The sequence below is a fragment of the Paraburkholderia ferrariae NBRC 106233 genome, assembly GCF_000685035.1.
In the GTDB taxonomy this organism is placed as follows: Bacteria; Pseudomonadota; Gammaproteobacteria; order Burkholderiales; family Burkholderiaceae; genus Paraburkholderia; species Paraburkholderia ferrariae.
The window spans coordinates 18,607-37,632 of sequence record NZ_BAYB01000037.1 but is presented as its reverse complement, the minus strand read 5'-3'; the positions used below and the strand labels follow the sequence as shown (position 1 = coordinate 37,632).

Genomic DNA, 19,026 nt, shown 5'->3' with positions numbered 1-19,026 from the left:
CGGGCACCGCTGCTTCGTGGCCTCTATGCCGCCGTGCCGCTGCGTGCCTCGAAGCCGCCGAGCACCGCGCCAATCGCCGCATCGAACGGCGTGCGGCGGCCGATGCCGAGCCCTTCGAGACGGCTCGAATCGAGGTGGCAGTCGCGCGGACGCGGTGTCGCATCGGCAGGCCGGGTCTGCGCCAGAAGACGCGCATTCACGCCCAGCGCCCGGGCGAGGCGCTGCGCGATCTGATACTTCGTCATCGGCTCGTCGCCCGACCACTGGGCGATGCCGCAGACTGCATGGCCGTCCGCGCAGCGCATCAGTAACTCGCGGATCGCGAATGCGACATCGGGCGTGAACGTGGGGTAGCGCGTGGCCCAGGCATCCATCGCGGCGGCCGGCGCATCCGGCTGGGACGATGCGAGCACGGCCGGCACGAGGCTCGTCACGGCCGATTCCTGCCAGTCCACGACCGGACCGTAGAGCAGCGGCAGGCGCAGCACGAGGGCATGACTGCTCGCTTCGAGCAGCGCCCGCTCGCCTTCGAGCTTGCTGCGGCCATAGGCGTTGAGCGGATTCGGGGTGTCGCCGTCGCGGTAGGGCGGCTGCGTGCCGTCGAACACGTAGTCGGTCGAGATCGACAGCACCCACGCACCGCGCGGGCGCGCCGCCCGCGCAATGCTGCGCACGGCATCCACATTGAGCGCGCGGGCCGCGGCCGGATCGTTTTCGCACACGTCCGGGCGGCGTTCCGCGGCGGCGAGGACGATTGCATCGGGTGCCTCGCGTGCGACGAAGGCATCGACGGCCGCTTCGTCACGCACGTCGAGCGCAACCTGCTGCGGCCCCACGTGGCGCAAGCCGGTCTGCACGACCTGCCAGTCTGTCTCCGACACCAGTTCCCGAACGATGGCGCGCCCGAGCAAGCCCGATGCGCCGATCACGGCGACCTTGAACATGGCGGGGCGCGTCACGCGTTCGCCGGACCGGCGACGGTGCCGCTGCCGCTGACGGCGACGACCGTGTAGCCGGCCTCGTCGATCGCGGTTTTCAGCACGTCGGCGCTCTGCTTCGATTCGACCGTCACGCGGCCCGAGGGCAGATCGACCTCGACCTTCGCTTCGGCATCGTGTTCGCGGATCGCGCGGGTAACGGCGCCCACGCAATGCTGGCAACTCATCCCTTCGACATTGAACTGGATCATGGTGTCTTCCTTTTCTAAAGAGGCCTGCTTAACGAGGGGCGATATGGATATGAGGGCGTCGCGGGATTATGCCAGCCGGCAAGACGACGGCTTTCGACGGCCCGCGACGGTCCCGACGATGTCCGCTGGACCTTCCCACCATGGCAAGGTGTACGATCGGCGCATCGATCGAAGCGGGGAGGCACCCATGAACATTGGCGAAGCGGCGCGCGAGTCGGGCGTCACGGCAAAAATGATCCGCTACTACGAAAGCGTCGGACTGCTCGCGCCCAAGGGCCGCACGGAGTCGGGCTACCGCGTGTACGGCGCGGAGGAGGTGCATGCCCTGCGCTTCATTCGCCAGGCGCGGCGGCTGGGCTTTCTCGTGGACGATATCCGCCGGCTGCTCGCGCTGTGGCACGACCGCTCGCGCGCGAGCGCGGAAGTCAAGTCCATTGCGCTCGCGCACGTGACCGAACTGAACCACCGCATCGCCGAACTCACCCAGATGCGCGACACGCTCGCGCATCTGGCGGCCCACTGCCACGGCGACGACCGGCCGGATTGCCCGATCCTCGAACAACTCGCCGATCCGCAACCCCTCGCGCATGATGCGCAGGCCTGCCACCACACCTGACGCCATGGGCGCAGGTGCAACCGCGGCAGGCAAATTGTCGCAACTTGTTTCAAGGAGTGCGCAAAATTGGTGCATTTTGAGACTCTGCCCGGATCGCCGGCTAACGCGCCGAAAAATGTGCCGATAAATCATGCATTTGCCAATGGCGTGATCTGGTGCATTCCAGATTGGAATGCACGGCATTCGTGCAATTCACTGGCAAAGTTCCGAAAGATCGTTATAATTCGGGTTATCCCTTAATAGGGTAATCCCTGATGCAAATCCACCGGGGATACATCGATCCTTGGAGAACAACATCATGTTTGCGTATATCCTCGAAGCAATGAGCAACTGGTTTGAAGTCTCAGAGCGCACCCGCCGCGAAGCCTACCTTGCGCAGTCGTCGGACATTGTCCAGCTCGAACAGCGCATCCGCTCGCTCGAAACGAACGGCTACTCGCAGTAAGTCAGGCTCATAGCCCGGCAGTCTGAAGCCCCGCATTGCGGGGCTTTGTCATTTCTGGCGTCGCACTTTCGCGACGCGCTCCGGGACGCTCCCTCACCCGCTCGAACCGCCACTGCACATCAGTCTGAACCTTGCCATTGCGGTAAGGTAAAGTCCTTTTTGAGATTGGCCGATATCGCCGTACAGGACAAGCCACGCTTCCGGGGACCGCTCATGGTGTCAGACCGTATCTTCCACAAGCCTTTGACCGCCTGGCTGTCTGCCGCCGCAACGGCGTGCGTGCTCGCGCTGGCGCCTGCCTGCGCATGCGCGGACGGGCCGCCTTTGATACTCGATACGCAAAAGGGAATCAGCGACGGCCAGAAGGGGCTCGTGCTGCAAAACGCGCCGCTATCGCACGAGCCGATGGTCGCAGCGAAGCAACCGGCCGCGCCCGCGGGGCTGGCGACCGATCCCTCGCCGCCCTACATCGTCGCGCCGTATATCGAGGTGCCGGGCGGGGGCGGCTCGCGCCCCAATCCGCCGCGGCCGAGACCGGCGCCGCAGACGGCCCCTGCCCAGTAGGGCGTGGCGGTTAGATCAAGCCGGAGTCAAACCAGAATCAATCGCCGCGCGATTCGATCTTGAATTGCGCCGCCTGATCCTGCCCCAGCGTCTTCACGAGCCAGGGCAGCGATTCTTTCATGGCGGCTTCGAGCGTGTAGGGCGGATTCAGAATGAACATGCCGCTGCCGTAGAGGCCGAAACCATCCGAAGGCGGCTGGCTGACCGTGAGCGTGACGTGCAGCCAGCTCTTCTCCTGCAGGCGCTTGAGCTGCTCCGGAAACCGCTGCGATTCCGGACGCGTGACCTGCGGATACCAGATTGCATAGGTGCCGGTGGCGAAGCGCTTGAGGCTTTCCCCGGCGCAGGCGAGCGTGCGGGCGTAGTCGCGCTTGTCTTCGAACGAGGGGTCGATCAGCACCAGCGCACGGCGCGGCGGCGGGGGCAGGAGCGCCTTGATGCCTTCGAAGCCGTCGCCGTCGTAGAGCATCACGCGGCGGCCCGCGTCGCGGAACCGGTGGCGCAGCACGTCGATTTCGGTGCTGTGCAGTTCGAAGAGGCGCATGCGGTCCTGTTCGCGCATGAGCCGCCAGGCCAGATAGGGCGAGCCGGGATAGAACTGAAGTTCGCCGTCCGGGTTGAGGGCCGCTACTTCGTCCACGTATTCGGCGAGGGGCGCGGGCAGGTCGGTGCGGCCCCAGAGCTTGCCGATGCCCGTTTCGAACTCGGCCGTTTTCGTGGCGTAGCCTTCGCGCAGCGCATAGGCGCCGGCGCCCGCGTGGGTGTCGATATACCAGTACGCCTTGTCTTTCTTGCCCAGATAGCGCAGTAGCTGCACGACAACGGCATGTTTCAGGACGTCGGCATGGTTGCCTGCGTGGAAGGCGTGGCGGTAGCTCAGCATGATGGGCGGGAACGGAAGATCGGACAAAAACGGGCGATGAAGCGTGCCATGCGCTTTTCGCGGGACACGTCGCGCCGCCCGGTAGGGCTGGGCGCGACGGCGAGGCCGCGTATTGTACGCGAGGGTACGCGAGGTGCGCGCGCGGCCGCGGCCCGTAACGTTCTGGTGGACGTCAGTCGTAGGCGTCGCCGACGATCGCTTCGATCTGCGTCTTGATTTCCGGCGTGATCTTTTCGGCGACCTCGCGCGCCTGCATGTTTTCACCGATCTGCTCGACACGCGAAGCGCCCGTAATCACGGTGCTCACCTGCGGATTCTTCAGGATCCACGCGATGGCCAGTTGCCCGACCGTGCAGCCCAGTTGCGCGGCCAGATCGGCGAGCTTCGCAACGATGGCGTTCTTCTCCGCGTTGGTGAGCGACTTGCGCAGCCAGTCGTAGCCCTGCAACTGCGCGCGGCTGTCGGCGGGTACGCCGCTGCGGTACTTGCCCGTCAGCAGGCCCGAGGCGAGCGGGCTCCACGTCGTGAGCCCGAGGCCGATGTCTTCATAAAGCCGCCGGTATTCGTCCTCCACGCGGCGCCGGTGGAACAGGTTGTACTGCGGCTGTTCCATGACCGGCTTGTGCAGGTGGTGGCGCTCGGCGATCTCCCACGCCGCGCGGATCTCGTCGGCGCTCCATTCCGAGGTGCCCCAATAGAGCGCCTTGCCGCGCGTAACCATGTCGCTCATCGCCCACACGGTTTCCTCGATGGGCGTATTCGGGTCGGGCCGGTGGCAAAACGCAAGATCGACGTAATCGAGTTGCAGGCGCTTGAGCGAACCGTCGATGGCATTCAGCAGATACTTGCGGTTGAGGGTGTGATACTGGTTCGGCGCTTCGCTCAAGCCCCAGAAGAATTTGGTCGAAACCACGTAGCTCACGCGCGACCAGCCGAGCTCCTTGAGCGCCGCACCCATGATCTCTTCCGACTTGCCACCCGCGTAGGCTTCCGCGTTATCGAAAAAATTGACGCCGGCATCGCGCGCCGCAGCGAGCGATTCGCGCGCGAGGTTGCGGTCGACCTGATTGCCGTACGTGACCCACGAGCCAATGGACAGTTCGCTGACCTGCAGGCCGGAGCGGCCGAGTCGCCGATAGTTCATGAACGCCTCCAGAAGGGGAAGAAGCCCGATATTACCGCCAGCGCGCGGAACGCGTGCCGCACTCAATGCGCGGTGCCGCCGGCTTCATGCACAATAGCGCGGTTGGCCGCGGTGCAGCATTCTGCCGGACGGCATAGGTCGTCTGGCCGGGTTGCCGGCATGCGCGAGTCGAGGTTTCATCTCGTTCACTACCTGGAGGTGCTCGATGTCGTCGTCTCTCTCTCTCAACACCAAACTGGACGGTAAGGTCGCCGTCGTCACCGGCGCGGCCAGCGGTATCGGCAAGCAGATCGCGCTCACCTTCGCCCAGGCGGGGGCCGCGGTCGCCATCGCCGACCTGAACCAGAGCGGCGCAGACGCGGTTGCCGAGGAGATCAAGGCGGCAGGCGGCAAGGCCATCGGCGTGGCCATGGACGTCACGAACGAAGACGCCGTGAACCAGGGCATCGACCGCGTGGCAGCCGAACTGGGTTCGGTGGACATCCTCGTTTCGAATGCCGGCATCCAGATCGTGAATCCGATTGAAAACTACGCGTTTTCCGATTGGAAGAAAATGCAGGCCATTCACGTGGACGGCGCGTTCCTCACCACCAAGGCAGCGCTCAAGCACATGTACAAGGACGATCGCGGCGGCGTCGTGATCTACATGGGTTCGGTCCACTCGCACGAGGCGTCGCCGCTCAAGTCGGCCTACGTCACGGCCAAGCACGGCCTGCTCGGTCTCGCACGCGTGCTCGCGAAAGAAGGCGCAAAGCACAACGTGCGCTCGCACGTGGTTTGCCCGGGCTTCGTGCGCACGCCGCTCGTCGACAAGCAGATTCCCGAGCAGGCCAGGGAGCTTGGCATTTCCGAAGAGGAAGTGGTCAAGCGCGTCATGCTGGGCGGCACGGTGGATGGTATTTTCACGACCGTGGAAGACGTCGCGCAGACGGTGCTGTTCCTCTCCGCGTTTCCGACGGCCGCGTTCACGGGCCAGTCGTTCATCGTCAGCCACGGCTGGTTCATGCAATAAGCGGGAGGTGCGGCCATGGCGCAACGCAAGAAGGGGCAGGTGCAGTCCAGTGCGGTCGGTGAAGAGAGCGCTGTGCATACCGGCGCCGCGCCGCGGCCGCGGCCGCGTCCCGGGTATTGCGGCGGCGAATCTGCCCAGTGGGAAACCGTCGCGCTGACGCTGCAGGGCGGCGGCGCGCTCGGTGCCTATCAGGCCGGCGTCTACGAGGGCATGGCCGAGGCCGGCATTGCGCCCAACTGGATCGCCGGGATTTCCATCGGCGCGCTCAATACGGCGATCATTGCGGGCAATCCGCCCGAGCATCGGGTCGCGAGGCTGCGCGAGTTCTGGGAAACCATCTGCAAGCCCGCTTACAGCGTGCCGTTGCCCGCCTTCGTCGAGCATGCGCTCTTCAACTCGGGCGATGCGATCCGCAAGACGTTCACCGCCATGCAGGCGGCCGGTGCGGTGGTGGAAGGGCAGAAGGGCTTCTTCGTGCCGCGCTTTCCGCCGCCGTTGCCGAATGCGTCGGGGCATCCCGAAAAGGCCAGCTACTACGACACGCGGCCGCTCAAGGAAACGCTCGAGCGCCTGTGCGATTTCGATCGCATCAATTCGAAGGAAATTCGCGTTTCCGTGGGCGCCGTAAACGTCGGCACCGGCAACTTCGTCTATTTCGACAACACCACCTGCAAGCTGCGGCCCGAGCATTTCATCGCTTCCGGCGCGCTGCCGCCGGGCTTCGCAGCGGTGGAGATCGACGGCGAGTATTACTGGGACGGCGGGCTGATGTCGAACACGCCGCTCTACGAAGTGATCCAGACCACGCCGCGCCGCGACACGCTCGCATTCCAGGTCGATCTGTGGAGCGCGCGCGGGCCCGTGCCCGACAACATCACCGACGTGCAGGGCCGCGTGAAGGACATTCAGTATTCGAGCCGCACGCGTCTCGTGACCGACATGCTGCAGCGTTCGCAGCGTTTTCGTCACGTGTTGCGCCAGGTGCTGGATCGCGTGGCGCCCGAGCATCAGCAGGATATGTGGGTCGAACTGGCGAACGAATTGTCGTGCTCCAGGAAGTACAACGTGATCCATCTGATTTACCGTCAGAAGGAGTACGAAGGGCACTTCAAGGACTTCCAGTTCGGCGTCTCCACCATGCGCGAGCACTGGGCGAGCGGCCTGCAGGACATTCGCGCCACGCTCTCGCAGCCGGGCTGGCTTGACAAGCCCGATAACGATGCGGGCTTCGTCACGCACGACATCCATCGCGACGCACACGGGGCGCATCGCAGCCCGGGAGACGACAGCGTGTGAACCGCGTGCGAGTCGACAAAGCCCTGCGCCAAAACACAAACGGCGTCCGTTCGGAAGAACGGACGCCGTTTGCTTTCGTCCGCCCGAAGCGGACTTCGCGGATTTCGCGTACTGCCGCAACGCGGCAGCATGCGCGAGACGCGGCTTACTTCAGCACTTGCGCGATAGCTTGTGCGACCACCTCGAGGTTGCGCGTGTTGAGCGCCGCCACGCAGATGCGGCCCGTGCTCACGGCATAGATGCCGAACTCTTCGCGCAGGCGATCCACTTGCGCCGCCGTGAGGCCCGAGTACGAGAACATGCCGCGCTGCACGTTGATGAAGTTGAAGTCGCGGTCCACGCCCGCGGCCGTCAGGCGCTCGACGAGGCCCGTGCGCATGGCGCGGATGCGCTCGCGCATCTCGCCCAGTTCGGATTCCCACATCGCGCGCAGTTCCGGCGAACCGAGCACCGCGGCGACCACCGAGCCGCCGTGCGTGGGCGGGTTCGAGTAGTTCGTGCGGATCACGCGCTTGAGCTGCGAGAGCACGCGTGCCGATTCTTCCTTGCTGTTCGTGATGATCGACAGCGCGCCCACGCGCTCGCCGTACAGCGAGAACGACTTCGAGAACGACGACGAAACGAACACGTTCAGATCCGAAGCGGCGAAGAGGCGCACGGCCGCGCCGTCGGCCTCGATGCCGTCGCCGAAGCCCTGGTAGGCGATGTCGAGGAACGGCACGAGGTTGCGCGCCTTCACGACTTCCACCACCTGCTTCCACTGATCGACGGTCAGGTCCACGCCGGTCGGGTTGTGGCAGCACGCGTGCAGCACGACCACCGTGCCTGCCGCGTAGCCGTTCAGCGCGGCCAGCATGCCTTCGAAGTTCACGCCGTTGGTTTGCGCGTCGTAGTACGGATAGGCCACCACTTCAAAACCGGCGCTCTCGAAGAGGGCGCGGTGGTTTTCCCAGCTCGGGTCGCTGATCGCGACCTTCGCGTTCGGGTTCAGGCGCTTGAGGAAATCGGCGCCGATCTTCAGCGCGCCCGTGCCGCCGAGAGCCTGCGCGGTCACCACGCGGCCCGCCGCGATCAGCGGCGAATCGTCGCCGAGCAGCAGCTTTTGCACGGCGGCGTCGTAGGCGGCGATGCCTTCGATCGGCAGATAGCCGCGCGGCAGGCCGGCTTCGACGCGGGCCTTTTCCGCCTCGCGCACCGCGCGCAGCAGCGGGATCTTGCCTTCCTCGTTGGTATACACGCCCACGCCGAGGTTCACCTTCGCGGTGCGCGCATCGGCGTTATAGGCTTCGTTCAGACCCAGGATAGGGTCGCGAGGGGCGAGTTCGACAGCGGAAAAGAGGGACATGATGGTTCGGCAATAGTCAAGGATGGACAACCTGGTTGGCCGCTTGCGCTGGCTCTCGCGCCGCCGCGTGGCCCGCAGCGCCTTGGGCGGGGGGCAGGGCGGCGCAGCCGGCCGGCCACGCAACGCGCTATTGTAACGAATCTGTGCGGCGTTTTCGCCCGCTGCGCGAAGGTTGCGCGTAGCTTTCCCCTCCTGCGCACAGACTTCGCCCGTGTTTTCCGGCCCTTCTTTGCCCGCTTTGCTTTCCGGAGCCGCCCGTCGCCCCTCGTCGCCACCCGTCGCCGCGCCGGCTCGCGCCCTGGACCACCCTCGGCCCGCCCATCGGCAAGACGCTAGAATAGTTGTTTGCTCAAGGCTCAGGATGTCGCCCCCATGTCCGACCATACCGTTGCCGACGCGCCCGCGCTCGACGAGTCGAAGTTCGTCCAGTACGAGGGCTCGCCGTTCCAGCTCTACCAGCCGTACCTGCCCGCCGGCGACCAGCCCACGGCCATCGAAACGCTCGTGGAAGGCATAGGCGACGGCCTCGCGTTCCAGACCCTGCTGGGCGTGACGGGCTCCGGCAAGACCTACACGATGGCGAACACCATCGCGCGGCTCGGCCGCCCGGCCATCGTGTTCGCGCCGAACAAGACGCTCGCCGCGCAGCTCTATGCCGAGTTCCGCGAGTTCTTTCCGCGCAACGCGGTCGAGTACTTCGTCTCGTACTACGACTACTACCAGCCGGAAGCCTACGTTCCGCAGCGCGATCTCTTCATCGAGAAGGATTCGTCGATCAACGAGCACATCGAGCAGATGCGGCTTTCGGCGACCAAGAGCCTGATGGAGCGGCGCGACGTGGTGATCGTCGCCACCGTTTCGGCGATCTACGGTATCGGCAATCCGTCCGAGTACCACCAGATGATCCTCACGCTGCGCCAGGGCGACCGCCTCGGCCAGCGCGACGTCATCGCGCGGCTGATCGCCATGCAGTACACGCGCAACGAGCAGGACTTCCAGCGCGGCACGTTCCGCGTGCGCGGCGACACCATCGACATCTTCCCGGCCGAGCACGCGGAAATGGCCGTGCGCGTGGAGCTCTTCGACGACGAAGTGGAGACGCTGCAGCTCTTCGATCCGCTCACGGGCCGCGTGCGGCAGAAGATCCCGCGCTTTACCGTCTATCCGTCCTCGCACTACGTCACGCCGCGCGACACCGTGCTGCGCGCCGTCGAAACGATCAAGGCGGAACTGCGCGAGCGCCTCGAGTTTTTTCACACCGAAGGCAAGCTCGTCGAGGCGCAGCGGCTCGAGCAGCGCACGCGCTTCGACCTGGAAATGCTCCAGGAACTCGGCTTCTGCAAGGGCATCGAGAACTACTCGCGACACTTCTCGGGCGCGCTGCCCGGCGAGCCGCCGCCCACGCTCGTCGACTACCTGCCGCCCGACGCCATGATGTTCCTCGATGAGTCGCACGTGCTGATCGGCCAGTTGAACGGCATGTACAACGGCGACCGCGCGCGCAAGGAGAATCTGGTCAATTACGGCTTCCGGCTGCCCTCGGCGCTCGACAACCGGCCGCTCAAGTTCAACGAATTCGAGCGCAAGATGCGTCAGGTGGTGTTCGTTTCGGCCACGCCCGCCGACTACGAAAAGAAGGTGACGGGCCAGATCGCCGAGCAGGTGGTGCGGCCGACGGGCCTCGTCGATCCGGTGATCGAGGTGCGGCCCGCCTCCACCCAGGTGGACGACGTGCTCGGCGAGATCAACGAGCGCGTGGCGGTCGGCGAGCGCGTGCTCGTCACCACGCTCACGAAGCGCATGGCGGAGCAACTGACCGAGTTTCTTGCCGATCATGGCGTGAAGGTGCGCTATCTGCACAGCGACATCGACACGGTGGAGCGCGTGGAGATCATCCGCGACCTGCGCCTCGGCACCTTCGACGTGCTCGTGGGCATCAACCTGCTGCGCGAGGGGCTCGACATTCCCGAGGTGTCGCTCGTGGCGATTCTCGACTCCGACAAGGAAGGCTTTCTGCGCGCGGAGCGTTCGCTGATCCAGACCATCGGGCGCGCCGCGCGCAACGTGAACGGCAAGGCGATCCTCTACGGCGACCGCATGACCGACTCGATGCGCCGCGCGATCGACGAAACCGAGCGCCGCCGCGCCAGGCAGATCGCCTTTAACGAGGCGCACGGCATCGTGCCGCGCGGGGTGGTCAAGCGCATCAAGGACATCATCGACGGCGTGTACAACGTGGACGAGGCGCGCGCCGAACTGCGCGAGGAGCAGGAGCGCGCGAAGTTCGAAGATATGTCCGAAAAACAGATCGCCAAGGAGATCAAGCGCCTCGAAAAGCAGATGATGGATTACGCCAAGAACCTCGAATTCGAGAAGGCCGCGCAGACGCGCGACCAGCTGGCGACGCTGCGCAGGCGCGTGTTCGGGGCGAACGTCGGCGACCATCCGGCCTGATTGCGGCACGGGACGCAGGGCAGAACGGCGGGCGGCCTCGGCGATCGAGGGCCGCCCGTTTTGCTTGGGGGGCGCCGGCGGCCTGTCGGGGCAGCCAGCCCCCAGCCCCCCAAGCCCCCCAGCCCCCAAGAGCCACGCCGCGAAATTCGCCTTCCAATTCCTCTGCTCATTACACTTCCTACATCGTGTAAGACGTCACCCGACGTCCCGGCCTTTCCGTACAAAGCCCTACTTGCATCAAACCCGTCGTGTACTTTCAATTGTTACGTTTCCCTATCGATGCTAAACTCTTTGCATATTGAGAATTGTTCGCATTAACGTTTCGGTCGTCGGTGCGGTGTTCTCGTGTCTTTCCAATAAAAACCAGGAGTTTCGATGCGGATTCACTCTTTCTTGCGCGGTGCGGCGCTCGTCGCGGCCGCCGCGGCTACCTGCGCCGCCAGTGCTGCCGAATACCCGATCGGCAAGCAGCAGATCCAGGGCGGCATGGAAATCGGTGCGGTCTATCTGCAGCCGATCACCATGGAGCCCGAAGGCATGATGCGCAAGGCGTCGGATTCCGACATTCACCTCGAAGCGGACATTCACGCGGTCAAGAACAACCCGACGGGTTTCGCCGAAGGCGACTGGATGCCCTACCTGCAGGTCCACTACGAACTCACCAAGCCGGGCTCGAACTACGTGCAGAAGGGTGACCTGATGGGCATGGTCGCCAACGACGGCCCGCACTACGGCGACAACGTGAAGCTGGCGGGCCCGGGCAAGTACCACCTGAAGCTGATCGTGGAACCGCCGATGCAGACCGGCCACATGGCGTTCGGCCGCCACGTGGACAAGGAAACCGGCGTGGGTCCGTGGTTCAAGCCGTTCACGCTCGAATACGACTTCCCGTTCGCGGGCATCGGCAAGAAGGGCGGTTACTAACGTGGCAGGTTTCGCGCATGCGGCCCGGCAGTGTCGCGTGGGTGCCATATGAGTGCCGTATGCGTGCCGTATGCGCGGCCCGGGTGGAATTCGAGCAGGAACAACGGATGACTGGAATCAGGAAGATGGCCGCACTCGCGCTGGCCGCAACGCTTGGCCTGCCGCTCTTCGCCGGCGCGGCGCACGCCGAGGATCTGCCGACCTTCAGGCTGGACATGGCCGACGGCAAGCTCAGCCCCGCGCGCATCGAGGTGCCGGCGGGCAAGCGCATCAAGATCGAGGTGCGCAACACCGGCAAGGGTGCCGTGGAGTTCGAAAGCGTGCAACTGCGCAAGGAGAAGGTGCTGGCGCCGGGCGCGGAGTCGTTCGTCGTGATCGCGCCGCTCGATCCGGGAGAGTACAAGTTCTTCGACGACTTCCATCAGCAGGCGCAGGGCGTGATTGTTGCCAAATGAGTGTTGCAAGGTGAGCGTGGCGAAGCGGCGCGCACGGGCCGTCGCCGCGCAGGCAGCAAAGGTAGCCGGCGCAGCCGCCGGTGGCAGGAGGATTGAATGGGTCAGGTGATGTTCATCGTGTGGCGGGAGAGCGTCGAGGCGCTGCTCGTCGTCGGCATTCTCCATGCGTGGCTGAAGAACGGCGACGCCGACGCGCGGCGCGGGCTGCCGTACCTGTGGGGCGGCGTGGCGCTCGGCCTCCTCGCGGCGGTGGGCCTCGGCGCGGCGCTGGTAGGGTTCACCGAAGTGCTGTCCGGCGATGCTCAGGACTACTTCCAGACGGCGATGGTGCTCGTCGCCTGCGTGCTGATCGTGCAGATGGTGCTGTGGATGAAGCAGCACGGGCGTACGCTCAAGCGCGACATGGAAACCTCGCTCGAACAGACCGCGCGCGACGCCAACTGGTGGGGCGTGACGGTGCTGGTCGCACTCGCCATCGCCCGCGAGGGCAGCGAAACGGTGATCTTTCTCTACGGCCTCGGTTTCGGCCAGTCGGGCCACGTGGACGCGAGCCAGTACCTCGCCGTGCTGATCGGCCTCGCGCTCGCATTCCTCACGTTCTACGTGCTGCAACTGGGCGGCAAGGTGTTCTCGTGGCGCCAGTTCTTCCGCGTCACCGAAATCATGCTGCTGTTTCTCGGCGCGGGCCTGTTCCAGAGCGGCGTGGACAAGCTGATCGACAAGGAGATTCTGCCGACGCTCGTCGATCAGGTCTGGAACTCGTCGGCGCTGCTCGACGACTCGAGTACCTTCGGTTCGCTCGTCGCGACGCTCACGGGCTACCGCGCGCATCCGGCGCTCATGAACCTGATCGCGTACGCGGCGTACTGGCTCGTGGTGGGGTTCCTCGTGCGCCGCGCCGGTGCGCGTGCCGCGTCGGCGCCCGGCAAGAGGAAGGCGGCATGAGCTGCGGCTCGCCCGAACCGGCCACGCTGACGAAGCGCCGCGGCTGGCTCGCGCCAGCCGGCCAGTGGATGCAGCGTCACGGCGCGGCGATCCGCGCGGTGCAGTGGGTTGTCGTCGCGGTCTACGCGTTCCTGATTCTCGTGCCCGCGGCAACGCCGCTGCCCGACGACACCGCGCATCTCTGGAACAACCTCACGCTTGCCGCGCAGTTCGTGTTCTGGGGCATCTGGTGGCCGTTCGTACTCCTTTCTATGGTTATGCTGGGCCGCGTGTGGTGCGGCGTGCTGTGTCCGGAAGGCACGCTCACGGAGTTCGCCAGCCGCTTCGGGCGTGGCCGCGCGATTCCGCGCTGGATGCGCTGGGGCGGCTGGCCTTTCGTCGCCTTCGGGCTCACCACGATCTACGGGCAGATGGTGAGCGTCTATCAGTACCCGAAGGCGGTGCTGCTGGTGCTGGGCGGATCGACGCTCGGCGCGATGGTGATCGGCTTTCTCTACGGGCGCGAGAAGCGCGTCTGGTGCCGCTATCTGTGCCCCGTCAACGGGGTCTTTTCGCTACTGGCGCGTCTTGCGCCGTTTCACTACAAGGTCGATGAAGAGGCCTGGCGCCGCTCCTACACGGCAGGCGAGCACGGCGGCCACCGCGTCGTTCCCGTCAACTGCGCGCCGCTCGTGCCGCTGCGCAACATGAAGGGCGCGGCCGCGTGCCATATGTGCGGGCGCTGCGCGGGCCACCGCGACGCCATCGACCTGACCTGGCGCTCGCCCGCCGAAGAGGTGGTCGATCTGGGCGGGCGCCAAGCGAGCGGCTGGGACACGGCGCTGATCCTCTACGGCCTCCTCGGCGTGGCCATCGGCGCGTTCCACTGGACCGCCTCGCCATGGTTCATCGATCTCAAGCAATCCGTTGCGGGCTGGCTCATCGACCGCGACATCACCTGGCCGCTGGAAACGAACGCGCCCTGGTTCCTGCTCACGCATTATCCCGAGCAAAACGATGTGTTCTCGTGGCTCGACGGCACGATGATCGTCGGCTATATCGTCGCGACCGGGCTCGTGTACGGCACGGCGCTCTTTGCGCTGCTCGCCGGCGCAAGCGCGGTGTTCGGCCGCTTCGACCTGCGCCGCCTGCACCATTTCGCGCAGGCGCTGATCCCGCTCGCGGGCGCGGGCGTATTCCTCGGACTTTCCGCCACCACGCTCTCCCTGTTGCGCGCGGAGCACGTGCCGATCGACTGGGCATCGGATGTGCGACTTGCGATTCTCGGCATATTCAATATGTGGAGTGGCTGGCTTGCGTGGCGGGTAACCGGCCGATACAGTCAGTCGCTCGGGCAACGCGTTCTGGCGACGACGGCATTCGCCGCCGCGCTTGCCGTGGTCGACAGCGCGTGGTGGCTCATGTTCTGGGGCTGGGCGCACTGACCGGCCGTTCAACCGATCGGAGAGCGAACCATGCGCACCAGGGCGGCACTGACTGACGAAGACATCGTGAAAATGGGCGACGCGGCCATCGCGCACGCGCGTGCCAACGAATGGCACGTGACGATTGCGATTGTCGACGAGGGCGCGCATCTGCTGTGGCTGCGCCGGCTCGACGGCGCAGCACCCGTGTCGGCCGAAATCGCGGCCTCCAAGGCGCGCACGGCGGCGCTCGGGCGCCGCGAGAGCAAGGTGTACGAGGAAGTGATCCGCCAGGGACGCACGGCCTTCCTGAGCGCGCCGCTGCCCGCGATGCTGGAGGGCGGGGTGCCCGTGATCGTCAACGGCGACGTGATTGGGGCCATCGGCGTATCGGGCGTGAAGTCCGATCAGGATGCCGCCATCGCCCGTGCGGGCATTGCGGCACTCGGCGTCGAGCAAGGTTGATGCGGCGCTACGTTTAAACGCAGCCGCATCGCAAGATCAGCGCAAAAGACAAAGGCCGCGGACTTGCCGCGGCCTCTTGCCATGGACGGCATGCCCTTGGGGGCGTGCCGTCCGCTTTCATGGTGAGAACAAAAAAATGGCGTGGCTGGCTGCGACGGCTGGCGTGAAGAATGTCTGCACGAAGGGGTCTAGATCTCGCGTGCAAGCCGTCGTGACTGGCTAGTGCCCAACGCCTCTCGATAGGAGGCGGTCCCCACAATACCCGGTACGAACTACTTGGTGAGGATCAGCTTGCCGAGCCGCGTGGCCCGCAACTGATACGTCTCGCCGTTATGCAGGATGCTCACGTGGCTGCGGCCTTGCAGCAGCGCCGTGCTGTCGAGCGTGCGCTCGTTGCTGGGCGCGCCGTTGGCGGCGGCATTTGCGCCCTCGTGAGCGGGCGCGCTCTTGCGCGTTTGCGCCGGCACGGCTGCCTTGGGCGCCTGGGTCGATGCAGCACGCGGGGCCGTTAGTGCCGGACCGCCGGAACGGCGCAGGCTGAGTGTGGATGAGCGGTTGAAGTCGGTCATGAAGTGACGTCTTTCTCGATACGATGGAGTGATTCTAAATGATAATCGTTCCTATTTTCAACTACGACAAATTCATCGGATTCGTGCAGCGATAGTCTGGGGAAAGGCGCGTGTGCGGCGTTCGGCGCGCGCAGCACACGCAGAGGATCAGTGCCGCGCTTCGGGGTCGCCGAGGCCGAGCACGTACTGGCGAATCAGCCGCACCGTGTCGATGTCCGACTCGCGGTAGGCCGACTTCACGATCTCGGAGGTCTGGCGGTCGTCTTCGGTGTCGGCGGTGGGGAGCGTGGTGCGGTAGTCGAAGCGCAGGAACAGCTGCGCTTCCTCGGGCTCCTCGATGCTCATGGTGAGCGAGCCGCCCACGTAGGTCTCGGTGGGGAGGATGTCGTAGCGCACGCTTTCGCGCAACGTGAGCGTGACGCGGTCGCGCACCGTGGCCTGGCCGTAGTGCAGCTCGCGCTCGAGCGTATTGCCCTCGCGCGCGAGGATCGTGCAGCTGTCGAGGCCGAGCACGAAGAGTTGCGGCTGCTCGGCGCGCAGCACGAGGCCTTCCCAGAGCTGATCGCGCGTCATGGTCTGGACGAGCGGATTCGACGGGTCGTTGATCTGGATGAGGTGTTCGAAATTCAAGGTCGATGGCTTCCTGTAGCGATGTCCGCCGCCGCTCACACGGCCACGAGCCCCGAGCGGATCGTGATCGTGTTCGTGAGCACCTTGTGAACCGGGCACGCATTCGCGATCTGCAAAAGCCGTTCGCGCTGCTCGTCGCTCAGCGCGCCTTCCAGCGCGATCTGGCGATCGATGGTCGCGCCTTCGCTGCCGGTCTCTATCGAGAGCTTCACGCGCACGCCGTCGAGCGGCCATGCCTTGCGCTGCGCATACATCTTCAGCGTGATCGAGGTGCAGGCGCCGAGGCTCGACAGCAGCAGCGAGAACGGCGAGGGGCCGCGGTCGCCGCCGCCGAGCGAGGCGGGTTCGTCGGCGATCCACGTGTGCGTGCCGTCGTCGAATTGAACCTGGTAGTCGGTTGAGCCGATGTGTGCAGTGACGATGGGTTCGGCCATGCGCTCCTCGCAAGCGGTGCGGACAACGGTGGACAAAGGGGATAAGGACGGGACGCGCGCGCCGGGTGCCGCGTGCCCCTTCGAAATCCTATTGTGACCGAAAGCGGACGAAGCTGCGAAAAGTTGCCTGACGCCGGGGTTTCAGTGCGCGATGCTGCCCATGCGTCCGGCCTGGTAGTCGAGCACCGCCTGGCGGATCTCGGCCTCCGTGTTCATCACGAAGGGGCCATAGCGTACCACCGGCTCGTTGAGCGGCATCCCGCCGATCAGCAGGACCTCGAGCGGTTCGGTCGCGTCGTCGGGCGCGGCGAGCACCACCGAATCGCCGTTGCCGGCAAAGCTCACCATCTGCTGCGCCGCAATACGCTCGCCGCCCGGCCCGTAGCTGCCGGTGCCCGCGAGGCCGTAGGCGAACACGTTCCACGCGCGCGGCACCGGCTGCTCGACGCGGCCGCCCGGCGCGATCGTGAAGTGCTGATAGAGGATGGGGGTGCGCGTTTCGATCGCGGCCTTCACGCCCAGCGCTTCGCCCGCGATCACCTTCACCGACACCTTGCCGTCCGCCGACCGGCCCACCGGAATGCGCGCGTGGGGCATCTCCTGATAGCGCGGCGCGATCATCTTGTCGCGCGCGGGCAGGTTCACCCACAGTTGCAGGCCGTGCACGCGGCCGCCGCTGCGCACGAATTCGGGGTCGGGCATCTCGCTGTGAACCACGCCCGCGCCGGCGGTCATCCATTGCACGTCGCCGGGGCCGAGCGTGCCGGAGTGTCCCGCCGAATCCTTGTGGCCAAAGCTGCCTTCGAGCGCATAGGTGACGGTTTCGAAGCCGCGATGCGGATGGTCGGGCGCGCCCTTGGCCGTGCCCGGCGCATAGTCCACCGGCCCCATTTCGTCGAGCAGCAGGAACGGATCGAAGTCCATCAACTGCCGGGTAGGGAACGGTCGATGGACGATGAATCCAGCGCCCTCGGTGGTGCGAACCGCGGGGAAGACGCGTTCGATCGTGCGGGTGGTCGTCATGGATGTCACCTCGAAAATATGGGAATTGCGCGATATGCGAAACAAACCGCTATTATAGGTAGCCCATTCGGCCTGTTTTAGGGCCCTGACGCAATGGATTGTCCCAGCGCTGGAACGACGACATGAAGATCGACTCGCATAACCTGAACGACCTGATGTACTTCTCGCAGGTGGTCGAGCACGGTGGCTTTTCCGCGGCCGAACGCGTGCTGGGTATTTCGAAGTCGCGTCTGTCGCGCCGGGTGAGCGAACTCGAAGCGTCGCTGGGCGTGCGTCTTTTGCAGCGCTCCACGCGCAAGCTGGCCCTTACCGAAGCGGGCGAACTTTTCTACCAGCATTGCCGCGCCATGCTCTCCGAAGCGCAGGCGGCCGTCAACGTCGTCCAGTCGCTGCGCTCGTCGCCGCGCGGCACGGTGCGCGTGAGCGTGCCGGTCACGCTGTCGCAGACGATCTTTTCGCAGATCATGCCGGAGTTCATGCATCGCTACCCGGAAGTGCGCGTGGTGATGCGCGTGACGAACCGCGTGATCGACCTGTTCGAAGATTCCGTGGATATCGCGTTGCGCGTGCGCTCCGAGCCGCCGCAAAACGCCAACATCGTGGTGCGGCCGCTCTGGCGCACCGAGCAGATGCTGGTGGGGGCGCCGAGCCTGCTGGCGCAGAACGCGCCGCCGCTCACGCCCGACGACCTCGCACGTTTCGAAACACTCGACACGCCCACGAGCGATGGCCGCCACGTGTTCCATCTGATCGCACCGGACGGCACGCGCCATTCGCACGAGCACGAGCCGCGCCTCATTACCGCGGACCTCACGACGATCCGCGAGGCCGCGCTTGCGGGCCTCGGCATCGCGGCGATGCCGGAGATGATGTACGGCGCCGCGCTGCGCACGGGCAAGCTTTCGCCGGTGATGCCGGGCTGGACGCTGCCGGTGCCGCAGCTCTATGCGGTGTTTCTGTCACGCCAGGGGATGGTGCCCGCGGTGCGCGCGTTCGTCGATTACCTCGTCGAAGTGCTCGATGCGGACAAGCATCTGCAACAGGAGTGTCCGCTGCGCAGCGAGATCGCGCCGCTGCTGGAGCGCTATCGCGAAGCGCAGGGCGAGACCGCGTCTCCGCATACATCGGCAGTGCGCCCCAAGCCGGGCCGCAACATCGAAACGGCATGAGCCCGGTTGCATCCCGGTGATGCAAGCGTTGATGTAAGCAGCGACATGCCTATGTCTTTTC

The 19,026-nt window shown here is 65.4% G+C and carries 21 protein-coding genes; 12 read left to right on the top strand and 9 right to left on the bottom strand.

The genetic code is table 11. The features are described from left to right. Nucleotides 1–23: 23 nt before the first annotated feature. Both BFE01S_RS30900 and BFE01S_RS30895 read right to left on the bottom strand, forming a co-directional pair. Nucleotides 24–944 (bottom strand): dTDP-4-dehydrorhamnose reductase family protein, encoded by a 921-nt coding sequence (locus BFE01S_RS30900; protein ID WP_028228834.1) that lies wholly within the window; start codon nt 942–944, stop codon nt 24–26. 11 nt (nt 945–955) lie between these two features. Next, nucleotides 956–1,189, bottom strand: coding sequence for a heavy-metal-associated domain-containing protein (locus BFE01S_RS30895; protein ID WP_028228833.1), 234 nt, complete (start codon nt 1,187–1,189; stop codon nt 956–958). Nucleotides 1,190–1,376: 187 nt separating this feature from the next. Between BFE01S_RS30895 and cueR the strand changes: the two genes are divergently transcribed. From cueR to BFE01S_RS40845, 3 genes are all read left to right on the top strand, one after another. Continuing rightward, nucleotides 1,377–1,805 carry a Cu(I)-responsive transcriptional regulator gene (cueR, locus tag BFE01S_RS30890; RefSeq protein WP_028228832.1) on the top strand — a complete coding sequence of 143 codons (429 nt, stop codon included), beginning with the start codon at nt 1,377–1,379 and terminating at the stop codon, nt 1,803–1,805. A gap of 298 nt (nt 1,806–2,103) precedes the next feature. After that, complete coding sequence (locus BFE01S_RS44745) at nt 2,104–2,250, top strand: DUF3563 family protein (RefSeq protein WP_156967216.1); 147 nt, start codon at nt 2,104–2,106, stop codon at nt 2,248–2,250. Between the two features lie 213 nt (nt 2,251–2,463). Next, nucleotides 2,464–2,814 carry a hypothetical protein gene (locus BFE01S_RS40845; RefSeq protein WP_052421031.1) on the top strand — a complete coding sequence of 117 codons (351 nt, stop codon included), beginning with the start codon at nt 2,464–2,466 and terminating at the stop codon, nt 2,812–2,814. A 37-nt stretch (nt 2,815–2,851) separates the two neighbouring features. Here the strand turns inward: BFE01S_RS40845 and BFE01S_RS30875 are convergent, their stop codons facing one another. Together BFE01S_RS30875 and BFE01S_RS30870 are read right to left on the bottom strand one after the other, a co-directional pair. Next, entirely contained in the window at nt 2,852–3,697 is an 846-nt protein-coding gene (locus BFE01S_RS30875; protein WP_028228831.1) for a 23S rRNA (adenine(2030)-N(6))-methyltransferase RlmJ, read from the bottom strand. A 172-nt stretch (nt 3,698–3,869) separates the two neighbouring features. Further along, nucleotides 3,870–4,841 carry a potassium channel beta subunit family protein gene (locus BFE01S_RS30870; RefSeq protein WP_028228830.1) on the bottom strand — a complete coding sequence of 324 codons (972 nt, stop codon included), beginning with the start codon at nt 4,839–4,841 and terminating at the stop codon, nt 3,870–3,872. 205 nt (nt 4,842–5,046) lie between these two features. Between BFE01S_RS30870 and BFE01S_RS30865 the strand changes: the two genes are divergently transcribed. Further along, a complete protein-coding gene (locus tag BFE01S_RS30865; RefSeq protein ID WP_028228829.1) occupies nt 5,047–5,853 on the top strand; it encodes a 3-hydroxybutyrate dehydrogenase in 807 nt (268 codons plus the stop codon). A gap of 15 nt (nt 5,854–5,868) precedes the next feature. After that, the gene (locus tag BFE01S_RS40840) at nt 5,869–7,149 is read left to right on the top strand and encodes a patatin-like phospholipase family protein (RefSeq protein ID WP_042339129.1); all 1,281 of its coding nucleotides are present in this window, start codon (nt 5,869–5,871) and stop codon (nt 7,147–7,149) included. Between the two features lie 145 nt (nt 7,150–7,294). Here the strand turns inward: BFE01S_RS40840 and BFE01S_RS30855 are convergent, their stop codons facing one another. Beyond that, the gene (locus BFE01S_RS30855) at nt 7,295–8,494 is read right to left on the bottom strand and encodes an amino acid aminotransferase (RefSeq protein ID WP_028228828.1); all 1,200 of its coding nucleotides are present in this window, start codon (nt 8,492–8,494) and stop codon (nt 7,295–7,297) included. Nucleotides 8,495–8,866: 372 nt separating this feature from the next. Between BFE01S_RS30855 and uvrB the strand changes: the two genes are divergently transcribed. The 6 genes from uvrB (at nt 8,867) to BFE01S_RS30825 (ending at nt 15,140) form a co-directional block, all read left to right on the top strand. Continuing rightward, entirely contained in the window at nt 8,867–10,948 is a 2,082-nt protein-coding gene (uvrB, locus tag BFE01S_RS30850) for an excinuclease ABC subunit UvrB (protein WP_028228827.1), read from the top strand. A gap of 375 nt (nt 10,949–11,323) precedes the next feature. Beyond that, complete coding sequence (locus tag BFE01S_RS30845) at nt 11,324–11,872, top strand: iron transporter (RefSeq protein ID WP_028228826.1); 549 nt, start codon at nt 11,324–11,326, stop codon at nt 11,870–11,872. Nucleotides 11,873–11,997: 125 nt separating this feature from the next. Continuing rightward, nucleotides 11,998–12,327, top strand: a complete 330-nt coding sequence (locus BFE01S_RS30840) for a cupredoxin domain-containing protein (protein ID WP_407668256.1) — start codon at nt 11,998–12,000, stop codon at nt 12,325–12,327. Nucleotides 12,328–12,423: 96 nt separating this feature from the next. Further along, nucleotides 12,424–13,272: an FTR1 family iron permease gene (locus tag BFE01S_RS30835; protein ID WP_028228824.1), complete on the top strand. Its 849-nt coding sequence runs from the start codon at nt 12,424–12,426 to the stop codon at nt 13,270–13,272. Further along, complete coding sequence (locus tag BFE01S_RS30830; protein ID WP_042339128.1) at nt 13,269–14,696, top strand: 4Fe-4S binding protein; 1,428 nt, start codon at nt 13,269–13,271, stop codon at nt 14,694–14,696. Before BFE01S_RS30835 ends, BFE01S_RS30830 begins: the two co-directional genes overlap by 4 nt. Before the next feature lie 30 nt (nt 14,697–14,726). After that, the gene (locus BFE01S_RS30825) at nt 14,727–15,140 is read left to right on the top strand and encodes a GlcG/HbpS family heme-binding protein (protein WP_028228822.1); all 414 of its coding nucleotides are present in this window, start codon (nt 14,727–14,729) and stop codon (nt 15,138–15,140) included. A gap of 272 nt (nt 15,141–15,412) precedes the next feature. Here BFE01S_RS30825 and BFE01S_RS30820 read toward each other — a convergent pair whose 3' ends face one another. The 4 genes from BFE01S_RS30820 to BFE01S_RS30805 all read right to left on the bottom strand — a co-directional run bounded on the left by BFE01S_RS30820 (nt 15,413) and on the right by BFE01S_RS30805 (nt 17,796). After that, entirely contained in the window at nt 15,413–15,709 is a 297-nt protein-coding gene (locus tag BFE01S_RS30820) for a hemin uptake protein HemP (protein WP_028228821.1), read from the bottom strand. Between the two features lie 147 nt (nt 15,710–15,856). Continuing rightward, nucleotides 15,857–16,339 carry an SRPBCC family protein gene (locus BFE01S_RS30815; RefSeq protein WP_028228820.1) on the bottom strand — a complete coding sequence of 161 codons (483 nt, stop codon included), beginning with the start codon at nt 16,337–16,339 and terminating at the stop codon, nt 15,857–15,859. A 35-nt stretch (nt 16,340–16,374) separates the two neighbouring features. Further along, complete coding sequence (locus tag BFE01S_RS30810) at nt 16,375–16,773, bottom strand: OsmC family protein (RefSeq protein ID WP_028228819.1); 399 nt, start codon at nt 16,771–16,773, stop codon at nt 16,375–16,377. A 141-nt stretch (nt 16,774–16,914) separates the two neighbouring features. After that, complete coding sequence (locus BFE01S_RS30805) at nt 16,915–17,796, bottom strand: pirin family protein (RefSeq protein WP_028228818.1); 882 nt, start codon at nt 17,794–17,796, stop codon at nt 16,915–16,917. A gap of 122 nt (nt 17,797–17,918) precedes the next feature. On the opposite strand from BFE01S_RS30805, the gene BFE01S_RS40835 reads away from it, so the two are divergent. Next, nucleotides 17,919–18,965 (top strand): LysR family transcriptional regulator, encoded by a 1,047-nt coding sequence (locus BFE01S_RS40835; RefSeq protein ID WP_084170253.1) that lies wholly within the window; start codon nt 17,919–17,921, stop codon nt 18,963–18,965. Nucleotides 18,966–19,026: the final 61 nt, after the last annotated feature.